The sequence below is a fragment of the Kitasatospora paranensis genome (assembly GCF_039544005.1).
Lineage (GTDB): Bacteria > Actinomycetota > Actinomycetes > Streptomycetales > Streptomycetaceae > Kitasatospora > Kitasatospora paranensis.
The window spans coordinates 3,243,161-3,259,671 of the sequence record NZ_BAABKV010000001.1; the positions used below are offsets into that span (position 1 = coordinate 3,243,161).

Sequence of the window (16,511 nt, forward strand, 5' to 3'; positions counted from 1 at the left end):
CACAGAGGGCCCGATCTCTTCGGAGATCGGGCCCTCTGGCGTTTCCGGGATCCGCACGCGCCTCCGGCCCGCCGCAACTCCCCTCCGGCCCGGCCTCCCCAGCAATCCTACCGACAAGTAACATGACGGCCATGACCTCGACACCCTCGATCGGGCAGCTGCTCGACTCCACCGTCCCGATGGCCCGCACGCTCAAGCTGGAGTACCTGGAGACCAGCCCCGAGCGCGCGGTGCTCCGCCTGCCGGACCAGCCGGAGTTCCACAACCACGTCGCCGGACCGCACGCAGGAGCGATGTTCACGCTGGCCGAGTCGGCGAGCGGCTGCATCGTGCTGGCCGCCTTCAGCGACCAGCTGGGCCGGGCCGTGCCGCTCGCGGTGAAGGCCGAGATCGCCTACAAGAAGCTGGCCATGGGCGTCGTCACGGCCACCGCCACCCTGGGCCGCCCGGCGGCCGAGATCGTCGCGGAGCTGGACAAGGGCGAGCGGCCGGAGTTCCCGGTCACGGTCGAGATCACTCGGGCGGACGGCGCCGTCACCGGCGTGATGACCATCACGTGGACGCTGCGCCCCAACTCCTGAGCCGGCGCGCCGTACCACCCGACCCGCGCGACGGCGCGGTCGACCCGGCCACGGCGCACCCGTCGGCCGCACGGCCGGGCATCTCCATCGCCCCCGTGCGGCCGACCCCGACCGGCCACGACCGGGCCTGACCGGCCCCGACCGGCCCTGACCGGCCCTGGGGCCGCCCTCGCAGGCCCGCAGGCCGTCCCGTAGCCCGTCCCCTCAGAAAGTGTTGGGTAATTGATCAGCTGCATGGAGTGATGCATGGGTTGTGATCTTCGCGGGCGAGGTGTCCGCGAAGATCGCCGCCATGTGTGTCTGTTCGTGTAAGCCGTCCTATGAATCGTCGTTGACGGATGCTCAGTGGGCGGTGATCGAGCCGTTGCTGCCGGAGCGGGACCTGCGTCGGGGTGGCCGTCCGTTGAAGTTCCCGCGCAGGCTGATTGTGGACACCGTGCTGTACGTGCTGGTCAGCGGCTGTGCCTGGCGGCTGGTGCCGCATGACCTGGCGCCGTGGGACGCGGCCTATCGGTGGTTTCGTGCCTGGACGGCGGACGGGACCTGGGACCGGGTCCACGACGCGCTGCGCGAGCGGGTCCGGCTGGCGGACGGCCGGGATCCGCAGCCGTCGGCGGCGGTGCTGGACTCGCAGTCGGCTCGCAGTCACCAGGGCGGGCAGGCGATCGGCTACGACGCGGGCAAGCGTGTGCGTGGCCGCAAGCGGCACCTGCTGGTGGACACCTGTGGACTCGTGCTGCGGGCGGTCGTGCACTCGGCCTCGGTGCAGGACCGGGCGGGCGCGAAGCTGGTCCTTGCCGGGATCCGGAACCTGTTTCCGCAGGTCGGGCTGGTCTGGGTCGACGGCGGCTACGTCAATGTCGTCGATGCCAGCCTGGTCGGCTGGGCGGCGGAGCACGAGAACCTGGAGATCGTCGCGGTGCCGCGGAACGCCGATGTGAAAGGCTTCCGGGTGCTGCCCCGCAGGTGGGTGGTGGAGCGGACTTTCTCCTGGCTGGGGCGGTGCAGACGGTTGGCACGGGACTACGAACGCAAGACCGCGCACGCCGAGGCGATGATCAAGGTTGCGATGATCCGGCTCATGGCCGCTCGCCTCGCCGGCGAGGAGATCGAACCGCGCGGCCCCATCGAGACCGAAGCAGCCCGCCGCCTCGCCGACGACCTCAAAACCGAGTAGTCCCCCGCTTACCCAACACTTTCTCAGGCCGAGTCGCGCACCACCAGCTCGGTCGCCAGGACGACCTGCCGGCGGGCGCGGCCGCGCTCGGAGATCTCGTCGAGCAGCAGCCGGGCCATCGTCCGCCCCATCTCCTCGATCGGCTGCCGGACACTGGTCATCGGCGGATCGGTGTGGCGGGCCACGATGGAATCGTCGAAGCCGATCACGGCCACCTGGTCCGGCACCCGGCGCCCGGCCGCCCGGAGCACCTGCATCGCACCGGCCGCCATCAGGTCGGACGCGCAGAAGACCGCGTCCAGGTCGGGCCGCCGCTCCAGGAGCTCACGCATCGCCAGCCGGCCGCCCTCCTCGGTGAAGTCGGCCAGCCCGACGAGCGCCTCGTCGTACGGCCGCCCGGCCTCCTCCAGGGCCCGGCGGTAGCCGCCGAGGCGGGCCTGGGCGACCTCCATGTCCAGCGGGCCGGTGATGGTCGCCACCTCCCGGCAGCCGCGGCGCAGCAGGTGCCGGACGGCCATCCTGGCACCGCCCGCATTGTCCGCGTGGACATAGCTCAGCGGCTCCAGGTCGCCTCGCCGGCCGGCGAGCACGGAGGGGATCTCCAGGCTCTCCAGGATGGTCGGCAGCGGGTCGTCCTGATGCACGGAGACGAGCAGCACGCCGTCCACCCGCTGGGCCGTCAGATAGGCCGAAAGTCGCTCCCGTTCACGCTGGTTCCGGACGAGGATCAGCAGCAGCTGCATGTCGGTCTCCGCCAGCTCGGCGGAGACGCCGCTGATGATGTCGGAGAAGTACGGCTCGGAGAAGAGCCGGGTCTCCGCCTCCGGGACGACCAGCGCCACGGAGTCGGTGCGCGAGGTGACCAGCGTCCGGGCGGCCCGGTTGGGCACGTAGCCGAGTTCGGCGATCGCGGTCTGGACGGCCTCGCGGGCCTTGTCGCTCACCCGCGGGGAACCGTTGATCACCCGGGACACCGTGCCGCGCCCCACGCCGGCCAGGGCGGCCACTTCCTCGAGCGTGGGGCGCGCAGAGCTCCTGCCGCCCGCCCCGGCGCCGCCCATCGGCCCTGCGGGGGCTGTGCGGTCTGGCTCATCACTCACCTCTTGGACTTCCTCATGGCGCCTTGCGGCCCGATTGCTGCTCATTGTGGCCGGTTCCGGCCGTCGGGGAACCCGCCGGGCGGCTCGGACCCCCGGGCGGACCCGTCGCGGCCCGTCCGTGCGGCCGGCCCGCCGGTCGGTCCGCGGTGGCCGATCCTCCCGATCCTCCCGAGCGGCTCGGCCGGACCGGTCGTGCTCCGACGGTACGCGGGTCTCCGCGCCGCCGGAGCGGCACTCCCGCCGATCCGACCGGCCGACGGCACCCGTGGGCGCCTCCCACGGACCGAACCGCCCACCCGTGGGCGCTCCCACCGGCCCGGGAACCGGCCCGGCCGCGTTTCGGCACCGTTTCGGCGGCACCGCCCCAGGACACCGTTGTGCGGCGCCCAGGACACGCTCCGGCAACGGATCCGCCATCAAGTCTTGACACCCGACCCCGCGACGAAGGAACCTTCCGGCATGCCCCGCATGGGAGCGCTCCCACACTCTAGTGGCGAAACGCCCCGGGGAACAGCGCCTGGATCAAGGGTCCGATCGGCATCCCCCGATGCCCCACGGCCCTCGGCCCGGGCCTTCACACCGCAAGAGCCGCGTCATCCGACAGCACCACCCGGCGTACCGGACGGGCACCACCCGGGCCGCCGGACAGCACCACCGGACAGCACCACCCGACGACGCATCCCGCACCACCCGCACCACCCGCACGGCCGAGCACCACGCCGCACGACCGAGCACCACTCGCACCGCTCAGCACCACCCCGCACGACCGAGCACCACCCCGCACCACCCACCGCGCAGCACCACCTCATGCCCCACCCGGATCAAGGAGACCGCAATGCGCACCACCTCCCGTCCTCGCAGAGCCGCAGTCCTGGCCACCTCCGCGCTCGCCGCCTCCGCGCTGCTGCTGACCGCGTGCAGCAGCAGCGGCACGAAGAGCAACTCGGACGGGTCCTCCGCGGCCTCGGGCGAGAAGGTCACCCTCACCGTCGGTGACTTCGGCACCTTCGGCTACAAGGAGGCCGGCCTGTACGACGAGTACATGGCCGCGCACCCGAACATCAAGATCGAGGCCAACACCACCCAGGACGGCCAGCAGTACTGGGACGCGCTGACCACGCACCTCGCCTCGGGCAGCGGCCTCGCCGACATCCAGGCCGTCGAGGTGGGCTACATCGCGCAGGCCACCGGCACGCTCGGCGACAAGTTCACCGACCTCGGCAAGGTGGACGGCGTCAACGCGAGCGCCTGGCTGCCCTGGAAGTCCAAGCAGGCCACCACCGCCAAGGGCTCCCTGATCGGCCTCGGCACCGACATCGGCCCGATGGCCGTCTGCTACCGCAAGGACCTCTTCCAGCAGGCCGGTCTGCCGACCGACCGGGCCGAGGTCGCGAAGCTGTGGGCGGGCGACTGGTCGAAGTTCGTCGACGCGGGCAAGCAGTACCAGGCCAAGGCGCCGTCCGGCACCTTCTTCACCGACTCGGCGAGCGGCCTGTTCAACGCCGCGCTCTCCGCCGAGAGCACCCAGTACTCGGACGACTCCGGCAAGCTCGTCTACAAGGACAGCGCCGGCGTGAAGAAGGCCTGGGACATCGCGGTCAGCGCCTCGCAGGCGAAGATCAGCGCCGGTCTGCGCCAGTTCCAGGACCCGTGGAACGCGGCGTTCGCCAACGCCAAGTTCGCCACCGTGGTCTGCCCGTCCTGGATGACCGGCATCATCAGCAAGTACTCCGGCGACTCCGGCAAGGGCAAGTGGGACATCGCCGCCCCGCCGGTCGCCTCCAACTGGGGCGGTGCCTTCCTGACCGTTCCGAAGGCCGGCAAGCACCAGAAGGAGGCCGCGGCCCTCGCTGCCTGGCTGACCGCGCCGGAGCAGCAGGCGAAGGTCTTCACCAAGGTCGGCAACCTGCCCTCCACCACGGCCGGCCTGGACCTGCCCGCCGTGCAGAGCGCCAAGCTCGACTTCTTCGGTGACACCCCGACCGGCCAGATCTTCGCGGCCGCCGCGAAGGGCATCAAGCCCGCGCCGATCGGTGAGCAGGACGGCACCGTGAAGACGATCATCACCGACAACGGCATCCTCGACATCGAGGAGCACGGCACCGACCCGGCGAAGGCCTGGGCGAACGTCACCAAGGCGGTCGACGACAAGGTCAACGGCTGACCGAAGTCCAGCAGCCGGCCGGCGGGGTCCTGACGCCCCGCCGGCCGGCCCGACCCGGCCGGGCTCCCCGCCCGGCCGGGCCTCCGCACCACAGCCGACAGCCACTCCCGGGAAGGACAACCCAGTGGCCACCTCCATCCGAGCCGCGGCCGAGGACGGCTCGGCGCCGACCACCGCACCGCGGGGCCCCGCCGACGCCGGCCCCGAACGCTCCGCCTGGCGCTCCCGGCTCTACCGCCTGGACCTCAAGGCGTCGCCGTACGCGTACATCGCGCCGTTCTTCCTCTGCTTCGCCGCCTTCGGCCTGTTCCCGCTGATCTGGACGGGCTGGCTCTCCCTGCACCGGGTCGACCTGCTCAACCCGGACGTCATGGACTGGCGCGGCGTCGACAACTACACCCGGCTCTGGGACACCGACCAGTTCTGGACCGCGCTGCGGAACACCTTCACCATCGGGGTGATCTCGACCGTCCCGCAGCTGCTGATGGCCCTCGGCCTGGCCCACCTGCTGAACTACCGGATGCACGGCCGCGGCTTCCTGCGGGTGGCGATCCTGGCGCCGTACGCCACGTCGATCGCCGCCGCGACCCTGGTCTTCGTCCAGCTGTTCAACCCCGACTACGGGATGATCAACTGGCTGCTCTCGATGATCGGCATCGACCGCACCGACTGGTACGCGGACACCTGGCCGTCGCAGATCGCCGTGTCGACCATCGTGACCTGGCGCTGGACGGGCTACAACGCGCTGATCTACCTCGCCGCCATGCAGGCGGTGCCGAAGGACCTGTACGAGGCCGCGAGCCTGGACGGGGCCACGCGCTGGCAGCAGTTCACCAAGGTCACCATCCCGTCGATCCGCCCGACCATCCTGTTCACCATCATCGTGTCGACCATCGGCGCCACCCAGCTGTTCGGCGAGCCGATGCTGTTCGGCGGCGGCGTGGGCGTCAGCGGCGGCTCCGCACACCAGTTCCAGACCCTCAGCCTCTACATGTACGAGCTGGGCTGGCCGAGCCGCCAGCTGGGCCGGGCCTCCGCGGTCGCCTGGACGATGCTGCTGATCCTGCTGCTGGTCGGCGCCGTCCAGATGCTGATCGCCCGTCGCAACCGCACCAAGCTGGGAGGCTGAACCATGGCCGTCATCTCCACCGCCCCGCTGCGCCGGCGGCTCCGGCCGGGCGCCGGCGACCAGGACAAGGCCGGCCCGGTCACCTACATCGTCCTCGGCATCGCCGCGGTGCTCTCGCTCTTCCCGCTGTACTGGACGTTCGTGGCCGCCAGCAACACCGGTGACCGGGTCGCCCAGTCGCCGCCGCCGCTGATCCCCAGCACCGAGCTGTGGACGAACATCACCACCGCCTGGGGCCAGGCGGACATGGGGCAGGCGCTGCTCAACTCCACCATCGTGGCCGGCTGCGTCTCGCTGAGCACGGTGCTGTTCTCCACGCTGGCCGGCTTCGCCTTCGCCAAGCTGCAGTTCAAGGGCCGGAACGCGCTGCTCACCCTGGTGGTGGCGACGATGACCATCCCGCCGCAGCTCAGCGTGATCCCGCTCTACCGGATCATCACCGACCTGCAGTGGGGCAACCAGCTCCAGTCCGTGATCCTGCCCTCCCTGGTGGCGGCGTTCGGAGTCTTCTTCATGCGGCAGTTCCTCACCGAGGCGCTGCCGCTGGAGCTGATCGAGGCCGCGCGGGTCGACGGCGCGCACAGCCTGCGGATCATCTGGCATGTCGTGCTGCCGATCGCGCGTCCCGCGATGGCCGTGCTCGGCATGCTGGTGTTCGTGCAGTCGTGGAACGATTTCTTCTGGCCGTTCGTGGTACTCACCCAGCAGAACCCGACCGTCCAGGTCGCGCTGTCCGCCATCGGCGGCGGCAGCGGCCACGACATCAACCAGGCGGTGATCATGACCGGCGCCCTGGTCGGCACGCTGCCGCTGCTGCTGATCTTCGCCATCCTGGGCAAGCACATCGTCGGCGGCATCACGGCCGGCGCAGTGAAGAGCTGACTGTCGACCATCCGTCCCACACCCACCTATGGGAGCGCTCCCGTATGACCGTCACCGATCCGCACACCACCGCGGACCTCGCTGCCCAGACCCGCCCCGGTGCCTTCCCGTCCGGGTTCGCCTGGGGTGCGGCCACCGCCGCCTACCAGATCGAGGGTGCAGCCGCAGAGGACGGCCGCACTCCGTCGATCTGGGACACCTTCAGCCACACGCCCGGGAAGGTCGCCGGCGGCGACACCGGCGACACCGCGGTCGACCACTACCACCGGTTCCGCGACGACGTCCGGCTGATGGCCGAGCTCGGCCTCACCTCGTACCGGTTCTCGCTGTCCTGGCCCCGGATCCAGCCCACCGGCCGCGGCCCCGCCGTCGAACGCGGCCTGGACTTCTACCGCGCCCTGACCGACGAGCTGCTCGCCCACGGCATCACCCCGGTCGCCACCCTCTACCACTGGGACCTCCCCCAGCACCTGGAGGACGCCGGCGGCTGGCCGCAGCGCGACACCGCCCACCGCTTCGCCGACTACGCCCAGATCGCCGCCGAGGCCCTCGGCGACCGGATCGGCATCTGGACCACCCTCAACGAGCCGTGGTGCAGCGCCTTCCTCGGCTACGCCTCCGGCGTCCACGCCCCCGGCCGCACCGATCCCGGCGACTCGCTGCGCGCCGCCCACCACCTCAACCTCGGCCACGGCCTCGCCGTCGGCGCCCTGCGCGCCGCCCTCCCGGCCTCCGCGCAGATCGCCGTCTCGCTCAACCTGCACGCCGTCCGCGCGCACAGCGAGCACCCCGGCGACCTCGACGCCGCCCGCCGCATCGAAGCCGTCGGCAACCGCATCTGGACCAGCCCGATGTTCAAGGGCCGCTACGACGAGGACCTGCTCGCCGACACCGCCCACCTGGTCGACTGGGACACCCTCGTCCGGCCCGGCGACCTCGCCGAGATCTCCCGTCCGATCGACCTGCTCGGTCTCAACTACTACAACCCCACCGTCGTCTCGTCGCTGGACAACGCCAAGGACCTGCCCCGTCACGACGGCCACGGCGACAGCACCCACTCCCCCTGGCCCGGCGCCGACGAGGTCGCCTTCCACCTCGCCCCCGGCGAGGTCACCGCGATGAACTGGCCCATCGACCCCACCGGCCTGTCCGACTCGCTGCTGCACCTGCACCGCGAGTTCGGCCTGCCGCTGCTGGTCACCGAGAACGGGGCCGCCTTCGACGACACCGTCGAGGCCGACGGCAGCGTCCACGACCCGCAGCGCGCCGCGTACATCCAGGGCCACCTCGGCGCGGTCGCCGACGCCATCGCCGGCGGCGCCGACGTCCGCGGCTACTACTGCTGGTCCCTGATGGACAACTTCGAATGGGCCTACGGCTACGAGAAGCGCTTCGGCATGATCCACGTCGACTACGACACCCTCGTCCGCACCCCCAAGACCAGCGCCCGCTGGTACGCGGAGGCCATCCGCACCGGCCGGCTCGACCACAGCACCGACCAGCGCTGATCACACCGAGTCACCGGCCGGCGTGACTCGGGGACGGCTCGCTCGTTCTCCTCTCACGTGCGAGCTGATCACGCGGCCCGGTCGCGTCCACAGCCGGCCGGCGGCCGGTCCCCGCCCGGGTCCACCTGCGCCGCATCCGGGCACTGGCGGCCGGCGGCGCGGTGCTCGCCCAGATCTGGGCGGTCGGCCTCGCACCGGGCAGCGCCCACGCGGCGCAGGCTGCCGGCGCACCCGGGCCCGGTGCCGGCCTGATCGGGACGGTCGCCGATGCCTCGGTGGAACTCCGCAGGCTCGGTGCGGACGCCCTGCCGGCCGTCCAGTGGCGGACCGAGCCGATCGGCCGGCTGCTCCAGGAGCGGCTCAGGGCCTGTGGACTCCCGCTGCCGGGCCCGGGTGCCGGCCTGCCGGGCACCTTCGCCCTCGCGGCCCTGCTGCACCCCGCTGTCCCTTCGCATCCCCGGGGGGACGGCGGGCTCGCCACCGCCGCCGTGCCGGTGCGGCCCGCCGACCGGCCCGCGGCACCCGAACGGCCGGCCGGATCGGCGGATCCGGCCGGCAGCGACGTACGGCAGAACGCCCCGGCCGGGCTCGGCCCGTCCCCCGGCCCGCCGGCCCGGCCCGCGAGCCGGTGCGTGTCCGTCCGCCGGCCTTGCCGGCGGACGGCGGGCTGACGGTGGCCCCGGCCGTGGCGGCGGACACCGACGACACCGTGGCCGTGCTGGTGCCGATCGCCGCCGGGCTGCTGCTCACCGGGGTCGCCACCTACAAGCACCGCGGACTGCCGCGCGGGCACTGACCCCGCTCGACGGCCCGAGGTCGTGGACCTCGGGCCATCGGTCCCCGTCCCCGGTCCACCTCCCCGGTCCACCTCCCCGGTCGCCGGGGCCGGTCAGCGGAAGACGCCCGGCGGCGGCGCCGGCGACGGCACCGCCGAGGCGTCCGTCAGCGGGCTCGCCCCGGCCGTGAAGTCGACCAGCCCGCGGCCGTGTTCGATCCGGCCCAGCGCCGAGTCGGAGGCGACCCGGCGGCCGAGTTCGTCGATCGGGATCGGTGTCGTGGCCGCGACCAGGACGAGGTTGCCGAACCGCTTGCCGCGCAGCACCGCCGGATCCGCCACCAGGCAGACCTCCGGGAACACCGCCAGCAGGGTGGCCGTCTGGGCCCGCGCGAACGCCAGGGCCGACCCGTCGGCGATGTTGGCGACCAGCCTGCCGCCCGGCGCGAGGGCCCGCGCGGCGAGCGCGGCGAACTCCGTCGTCGCACAGTGGGCCGGCACCCGGGCGCCCGAGAAGACGTCCACGATCACCAGGTCGGCGGCGCCCTCGGGCGCGCGTTCCAGCACCGAGCGGGCGTCCGCACCGCGTACCCTGATCTGCCATCCGCGTTCCAACGGCAGCTGTGCGCGCACCAGTTCGGTCAGCGCGGTGTCGATCTCGGCGACCTGCTGCCGGGAGCGGGGCCGGGTCGCGGCGACGTAGCGGGCCAGGGTGAGCGCACCACCGCCCAGGTGCAGCACGCCGATCGGCCGGCCGGGCGGCGCGGCGAGATCGACGAGGTGGCCGATCCGGCGCTGGTACTCGAAACCGAGATGGGCGGGGTCGTCCAGGTCGACCAGTGACTGCGGGGCGCCGTCGAGGAAGAGCTCCCAGCCGCGCGGGCGGTCCCGGTCGGGACGCAGTTCGGCGGTGCCCGAGTCGACGGGGTGCACCAGCGGACCCTGCGCGTGGCTGCGCCCGCCCGGGTCCTGCGTCGTCGCGTCGGCGGGCGGCCCGTCGGCCGGGCGGGCCCTGCCGGCCCGGTTGCTGCGTCCCATGGCGGCCATTATCCGGCACCCGCGGTGCGGCGGCCCGGGCCGCCCCGGCGGGCGTCTGCGCAGGTCGGCCCGGTGGGCGGGGCGCGGACGGAAGCCCGGTCGGCGGCGAGGGGCGGCTCAGAACGGGCCGAGGCCGCCAGCGGTGAGGGTGCAGGCCGCCTCGCAGAGCGCCGAGCGGAGCACCCAGGCGTCGGTCGGCCGGGCCGTTGACTGCGGCCCGGCGGGCGGCATGACCCAGCGCGGGTCGGTCGGCGGGAGGAGGTCCGCCCCGGGTGTACAGGAGCTGCCGGGGAGGTGCCAGCTGCGGGCCGTCCCGGCCGGGACGAGGAAGGAGACCGCCGAGCCGCCGGCGCTCTGCAGGACGGCGCCGCACGCCCGGCGCAGCCGGAGGATGTCGACGGTCTCCAGCCCGTGCCGGACGGTGACGGTCACGGTGTCGTAGTCGGCGGGTGCGCGGGTCGCGCTGCCGCCGCCGCCGGCGGACGAGGTCCCGCGGTCGGGCCGGAGGCCGCCGTCCAGACCGTCCGGCAGCAGGGCCGGGGTGTGGCCGACCGGCACCCGGGGGGCGGTCGGCCGTCGGTACTGGGGCACTCCGGTGGCCATGGGGACCTCCTGTCACCTCGTCAGTTCGAAAGCTCCGGGCCGCCCGATCGTGGGGGTGGGTGCCGGGGGCTTCCACGTATCAGGACAACGCAGGCAGGGGGCCGGAGGCCACGGCCACGGCTGCGGCAAGCCATGGCATTTCATGGCGGAACCCGGCAACCGTGCCCGTGTTGTCCGTAATTGAGGGCATCGATCCTGCTCACTCGGCGCGCCCGACCGGTGACTCCCGGTACTGTCGTGCCAGCACCGCACGGACACCCCATCCGTCCGTCGCGGCGCGGAGACCGCCGGCAGCACCACCAGTACGACCCCTCACCTGTACGACCCTCGGAGCGCAGCGATGGCAGCCACGAGTCCTGGCGGGCCCCGGTCCGCACCGGCCGCCCCCAATGTCGTGATGCGCGGGCTGCGCGGCGACCTCTCCGCAGGGGAGTTCGCGATCGCGGTCCGCCGGGCGGCCCGGGAGATCGGCGAGCACGTGTCCTGCGATGCCCGCTATGTCGGCCGGGTCGAATCCGGGGAGATCCGCTGCCCCAACTACGCCTACGAGAGGGTGTTCCGGCACATGTGGCCGGACCGGTCACTGGCCGACCTCGGCTTCGCGCCCCGCACGACGGTCCGCCGACGCACGGGAGAGGCCGGGCCGTCCCCGTGCCGGCACCCGACGTCGGGCACCATCGTGACGAGGAGAACGACGACGTGCGTCGCCGTACGTTCCTGACCGGCGGCTCGACCGCCCTGGCGTCCGTGCTCGGCCTGGACGGGCCCGCCGACGCCGCATCCGGGCCGGACGGCCCGGCCGCCCCGGCGACGCCGTCCGCGCCGTCGCTCCCACCGGCGCAGCAGGCGCTGCCCGTCCCCCGCAAGGTGGGGGCGGCGGAGGTGCGCGGTGTGGAGCAGGCCGTCCGGGACATCCGCCTGCTGGACGACGCGCACGGCGCGGACGCCCTCTTCGAGCTGGCGGGCCAGTCCCTGCGCCATGCCTACGTGTTGCTCAACGAGGGCGAGTACAGCCCGGCCACGGAGCGCAGGTTGCAGGCGAGCGCCGGTGAACTGGCCGTTTCGGTCGGCTGGTTGGCCCACGACTCGAACCGGCTGGCGGATGCCAGGTCGTTCTACTCGGAGGCGCTGGCCACCGCGCGGATGGCCGGTGACGCGGCGCTGGAGGCGCACGTCTTCTGCAACATCGCCTTCCTGGCCCGGGATGCCGGACGGCCGCGGGAGGCGCTGCGGGCCGCGCAGGCCGGCCAGGCCGCCGCCCACGACCTCGGCTCGGCGCGGCTGTCGGCGCTGCTGGCGATGCGCGAGGCGGGCGGCTGGGCGCTGTTGCAGGACCGGTCGGCGTGCGAGCGGTCGCTGGCGCGGGCGACCGGGCTGTTCGACCGGGGCCGGGGCGAGGCGGATCCGGAGTGGATGTCGTTCTTCGGCGAGGCCGAACTGGCCGGGCTGGAGGCGCAGTGCTGGTCGGCGCTGGGCGAGTGGGACGTGGCCAGTGAGCGGGCCGGGCGGGCGATAGCGCTGCAGGATCCGCACTTCCTGCGCAACCGGGCGCTGTACACGGCGGAGTTGGCGCACGACCGGCTGGGCCGGGGCGACCTGGTGGGCGCCGCGGGCCACGGATCGGCGGCGGTGGCGCTGCTCGGCGAGGTCCGGTCGGCGCGGATCCGCGGGATGCTGGCCGGTACCGCCCGGCAGCTGCGCACGCACGGGGCGGTACCGGAGGTGGCCGGCTTCCTGGACGCGTACGACGGCGCCCTCGCGGTGGCCTGAGGCCCGGCCGGGCCGGTGGGACCTGCGGGGCGGCCGCCGCTGCGGGGCGGGCTCAGCCGAGGCCGTCGAGGTGGCTGTGGTCGTTCCAGATCTCGACGGCCGGCAGCCCGTACTCCCAGGAGAGCACCGAGAGCGCCGCGGTGCCGAGCTTGAACCGCTGGGCGTACTCCGGCGGCAGGCCGAGCCAGCGGGCGGTGAGGATGCGCAGCAGGTGGCCGTGGGCGAAGAGCACCACGTCGCAGTCGGCCGCGTGCATGGTGGTGGTCTCGGGGTGCGGGACGCCGTGGGTGTCGCGGACGTCGTCGAGGAAGCCGTCGACCCGGGCGGCGACCTCGGCGAGCTTCTCGCCGCCGGGGACGCCGTCGCGCCAGATCAGCCAGCCCGGGTGGTCGGTGGCGCGGATGTCGGTGCCGGTGCGGCCCTCGTACTGTCCGTAGTCCCACTCCAGCAGTTCGTCGCGGTCGACGGCGCGGTCGCCGAACCCGGCGAGCTCGCAGGTCTCGCGGGCGCGGGAGAGCGGGCTGGTGTAGACGCGGGCGTCGGTGAGGCCGTTCCAGGGCGCGCGGGCGAGGCGGGCGCCGAGGGCGCGCGCCATCGCGCGGCCCTCCTCGGTGAGCGGCACGTCGGTGCGGCCGGTGTGGCGGCCGGTGGCCGACCAGGCGGTCTCGCCGTGGCGGACGAGCACGATGCGGGCGGGCATGGGGGGACTCCTCGCAGCAGGATTCGCGGCGGCCTGGCTCGCCATTGAGGGCCGGATCCCCATGATCCCGCACCCGGCGACTACTCGCCGGTAACCCAGGTCTGCCCGGCCGCCCCCGGCTGTCTCCGGCGCCCGCCCGCCTGCCGCCGGCGGCCCTTCCGGAGGAGGCGGCCCCGATTGTCGGTGGCGGATGCAACACTGGGCCGCACCATGAACGTCTCGCACCTGGGGCAGTCAGAGCCGCTCGCGCAGCGCCTCTCCGAGCTGCGCGGCCGGGCGCCGCAGCGCAGTCTCGACGCCCGTGCCCTCGCCGCGCTCGCCGCCAATCCCGGCTGCCGCCGCCGCTCGCTGCTGGACGCCGCGGGCGTCGACAAGGCGGCCGTCGCCAAGCAGCTCGGCCGACCCGCGCCGTTCGGCCAGTCCCCGTTCGCGCTGGCCCGCGGCAACGTCTTCGAGGCCCGGCTGAAGCAGGACGGCTACGCCGCCCTGCTGGAGCCGCTGCGCCGCCACCTCGGTCTGCCCGCCGAGGACGGCGCCCCGCTGGCCGTGCCCGACCTGCTGCGCCGCTCCTCCCCGCGGTGCGCGCCGATCGGACGGCCCAGGTCCTCGCCGAGGCCGCCGCCGACCCGACCGGCTGGCACCTGCTGGACCACCCGATGCTGCGGCTCACGGTGGCCGGCAGCCCCGCCTACCTGGAGCCGGACGCCCTGATCGTGCACGGCGGCCGGTCGACGGTCGTGGAGATCAAGTCCTTCCCGGTGCTCGACGGCACCGCCGACCCCGCCAAGGTGGGCGCCGCGGCCCGGCAGGCCGCGGTGTACGTGCTGGCCCTGCAGGAGACGGCCGCGGCCCTGGCCGGAGTGCCGGTCGGCCGCGGCCCGTACGCGCAGCAGGAGCTGCCGGGCGGCCCGTCGACCACGGTGCTGCTGGTCTGCCCGCGGGACTTCTCCAACCGGCCGACGGCCGCCGCGGTGGACGTCCGCCGGGAGCTGGCCACCACCCGCCGCCAGTTGAGCCGGATGACCGGGATCGGCGGGCTGCTGGCAGACCTGCCGGCCGGCACCACCTTCGACCTCGTGCCGGACGGGGCGGGCGCGCCGACCCGGTCCGCCGAGGAGCTGGCGGCAGCGGTCGGCTCGGTGCCCGCGGCGTACAGCCCGGACTGCCTGTCGACCTGCGAGCTCGGCTTCCACTGCCGGGCGCAGGCCCGCTGCGGCGACGCGGTCGAGCAGCTCGGCCGGGGCGTGCGGGGCGAACTCGGTTCGATCCGCACGGTCGCGGCCGCCCTGGCCGCCGCCGCACCGGCGGCACCGGCCACCGGGGCCGACGCCGAGGCGGCCACCGGGGCCGACGCCGGGGCGGCCGCCGGAGCCGACGCCGAGGCCGACGAGGCCTCCGCACGGCTGCGCAGGGCCGCGGCGCTGCGCGCCGAGGCGCTCGGGAGGCCCCGTTGACCACCCGTCACCACGGCCCGCACCGCCGGGGGTCCGCCGGATGAGCCTGCTGAACACCCTCGCCCGGCTGGAGGCCGTCCGCAGCGGCCGCGCCGAGCCGCTGGCGACCGTCCGCCACCGCCATCTGTCGGACCGTCCGATGGTGGTGGTGCCGCTGGCCGCGGCGGGCGAGTCGGGTGCCCCGCTCGCCGTGATGCTCGGCACCGAACGGGACGCGCCGCGGACGCACATCGTGGCCCAGCCCCTCAACCGCACGCTGCGCTTCGACTTCCTGGCCCGGTTCGGCGCCGACGTCCTGCCGTACCTGGAGTCCTTCGGCGACGACGTCGAGCAGATCGAGGGCTCCGAGCGGGATCCGGAGACGGGCGACAGGACGCAGGTCTTCCGGGAGCTGTGCGCGGACGCACCGCAGCTGATCGTGCCGAACTCGGCCGCGGTGCAGCACCTGGCGCTGATCGGCCGCTCCACCCGGTTCCGGCGCACCGCCGAGGACGCCGACCCGGGCCCGTACCCGGCGCCGACCCAGGTGCCGCTGCTGGGGCGCTGGCTGACGCACCTCACCGACCGGGCACAGGTGCCGGGTTCCAGCCTGCTGCTGCCGATGACGGGGCTGCTCGCCCGGCACTGGGCGACCGGTCAGAGCCACCTGGAGGACCAGCACCTGGCCGCCCAGCTGGCCTGGCACGACCCGGCGCCGGGCCTGTCCGGCGCCGAGGCCGCCGAGCGGGCCGAGTCGGAGCGCGGCCCGGACGGCCGGCTGCGGCACCCGCCGGCCGGCCCCGCCACCGACCCGCGGTTCGACGAGGCGGTGCTGGTGCCCGCGATCGCCCGGTACGACGCGGCGACGTCCGCCGCCCGGTCGGCGTCCGGCGCCGAGGCCGGGCGGGCCGAACTGCTGGTCAAGCAGGCCCTGGAGCGGCTCCACGAGGAGCTGGCCCGGGTCATGCTGCCGACCTGGGAGGACATCTGGCGCGGCCTCGACCTGCTGCGCACGCTGCCGCCCGGCGGGCACGTCGCCGACCGCTGGGAGGGCGACCGCTGGTCGTACACCGGCCACCGGGACCGGCTCGCGGCGGGCGAGCCGCCGCAGCCCCGGCAGGACGACGCGGTGACGGCCGCCCGCAAGCTCGCCCAGCGGGAGCGCGAGCAGGTCCGGCTCGACGTCCAGGAGGCGCTGGACGACCCGCTGGCGATGGCCGGGCACCGGCTCGCCGGCGAGGCCTTCGCGGGCGAGGTGGCGGAGGTGGTGCCGGAGTACGACACCTCGGGGCGCAGCGCCAAGCCCCGGCCGCTGCTGGTGGTGCGGACGGCGGACAGCCCGCACGCGGACCCGGGCCGCGACGTGCACCGGGTGCCGGCCCCGGGCGGGCCGCAGGGCCCGGCGCCGGCGGCGCAGCGCGCGGTGGTGGTCGGTGCGGACGCGGCCGCGGGCACGGTGACCGTCCGGGTGGTGTCCGGCATGGGCCGGAAGAAGGAGCCGGAGCCGGGCAGCCTGCCGGAGGTCGGCGAGCGGGTGGTGTTCACGCTGTTCGAGCTGACGGCGCGCCAGTCGGCGCCGCTGCCGGAGCCGGAGGACACCCCGTGGACGCACGGCGGGCCGCCAGGGGTGCCCCGGTGTCGGCCGGTGGGA

Annotated in this window: 12 protein-coding genes and 2 pseudogenes; 10 read left to right on the top strand and 4 right to left on the bottom strand. The window is 74.2% G+C overall.

Annotated elements, in window-relative coordinates; genetic code table 11:
• Positions 1-131 precede the first annotated feature (131 nt).
• Positions 132-581, top strand: coding sequence for a DUF4442 domain-containing protein (locus ABEB13_RS15715; protein WP_345706019.1), 450 nt, complete (start codon positions 132-134; stop codon positions 579-581).
• Positions 582-873: 292 nt separating this feature from the next.
• Positions 874-1,758: an IS5 family transposase gene (locus ABEB13_RS15720; protein ID WP_345709548.1), complete on the top strand. Its 885-nt coding sequence runs from the start codon at positions 874-876 to the stop codon at positions 1,756-1,758.
• Positions 1,759-1,781: 23 nt separating this feature from the next.
• On the opposite strand, the gene ABEB13_RS15725 is transcribed toward ABEB13_RS15720, so the two are convergent.
• On the bottom strand, positions 1,782-2,819 hold the full coding sequence (locus ABEB13_RS15725; RefSeq protein ID WP_100890071.1) for a LacI family DNA-binding transcriptional regulator: 1,038 nt from the start codon (positions 2,817-2,819) through the stop codon (positions 1,782-1,784).
• Positions 2,820-3,693: 874 nt separating this feature from the next.
• Here ABEB13_RS15725 and ABEB13_RS15730 point away from each other — a divergent pair.
• From ABEB13_RS15730 to ABEB13_RS15750, 5 genes are all read left to right on the top strand, one after another.
• Positions 3,694-5,022, top strand: coding sequence for an ABC transporter substrate-binding protein (locus ABEB13_RS15730; RefSeq protein WP_345706020.1), 1,329 nt, complete (start codon positions 3,694-3,696; stop codon positions 5,020-5,022).
• Between the two features lie 124 nt (positions 5,023-5,146).
• Positions 5,147-6,151 (top strand): carbohydrate ABC transporter permease, encoded by a 1,005-nt coding sequence (locus ABEB13_RS15735; RefSeq protein ID WP_345706021.1) that lies wholly within the window; start codon positions 5,147-5,149, stop codon positions 6,149-6,151.
• 3 nt (positions 6,152-6,154) lie between these two features.
• Positions 6,155-7,033: a carbohydrate ABC transporter permease gene (locus ABEB13_RS15740; RefSeq protein ID WP_345706022.1), complete on the top strand. Its 879-nt coding sequence runs from the start codon at positions 6,155-6,157 to the stop codon at positions 7,031-7,033.
• Positions 7,034-7,077: 44 nt separating this feature from the next.
• On the top strand, positions 7,078-8,541 hold the full coding sequence (locus tag ABEB13_RS15745) for a GH1 family beta-glucosidase (protein ID WP_345706023.1): 1,464 nt from the start codon (positions 7,078-7,080) through the stop codon (positions 8,539-8,541).
• A 161-nt stretch (positions 8,542-8,702) separates the two neighbouring features.
• Positions 8,703-9,212: a hypothetical protein gene (locus ABEB13_RS15750; RefSeq protein WP_345706024.1), complete on the top strand. Its 510-nt coding sequence runs from the start codon at positions 8,703-8,705 to the stop codon at positions 9,210-9,212.
• 218 nt (positions 9,213-9,430) lie between these two features.
• Here the strand turns inward: ABEB13_RS15750 and ABEB13_RS15755 are convergent, their stop codons facing one another.
• The gene (locus ABEB13_RS15755; protein WP_345706025.1) at positions 9,431-10,354 is read right to left on the bottom strand and encodes a spermidine synthase; all 924 of its coding nucleotides are present in this window, start codon (positions 10,352-10,354) and stop codon (positions 9,431-9,433) included.
• Between the two features lie 117 nt (positions 10,355-10,471).
• Positions 10,472-10,957 carry a hypothetical protein gene (locus ABEB13_RS15760; RefSeq protein WP_345706026.1) on the bottom strand — a complete coding sequence of 162 codons (486 nt, stop codon included), beginning with the start codon at positions 10,955-10,957 and terminating at the stop codon, positions 10,472-10,474.
• 567 nt (positions 10,958-11,524) lie between these two features.
• Between ABEB13_RS15760 and ABEB13_RS15765 the strand changes: the two genes are divergently transcribed.
• Positions 11,525-12,727: an NsdA family TPR-like regulatory protein gene (locus tag ABEB13_RS15765; protein ID WP_486335364.1), complete on the top strand. Its 1,203-nt coding sequence runs from the start codon at positions 11,525-11,527 to the stop codon at positions 12,725-12,727.
• 52 nt (positions 12,728-12,779) lie between these two features.
• On the opposite strand, the gene ABEB13_RS15770 is transcribed toward ABEB13_RS15765, so the two are convergent.
• Positions 12,780-13,427: a histidine phosphatase family protein gene (locus ABEB13_RS15770; RefSeq protein WP_345706027.1), complete on the bottom strand. Its 648-nt coding sequence runs from the start codon at positions 13,425-13,427 to the stop codon at positions 12,780-12,782.
• A gap of 210 nt (positions 13,428-13,637) precedes the next feature.
• On the opposite strand from ABEB13_RS15770, the pseudogene ABEB13_RS15775 reads away from it, so the two are divergent.
• Positions 13,638-14,881, top strand: a pseudogene (locus ABEB13_RS15775) (hypothetical protein).
• Between the two features lie 40 nt (positions 14,882-14,921).
• Positions 14,922-16,487, top strand: a pseudogene (locus tag ABEB13_RS40580) (hypothetical protein); the annotation flags it as partial.
• Between the last annotated feature and the right edge of the window lie 24 nt (positions 16,488-16,511).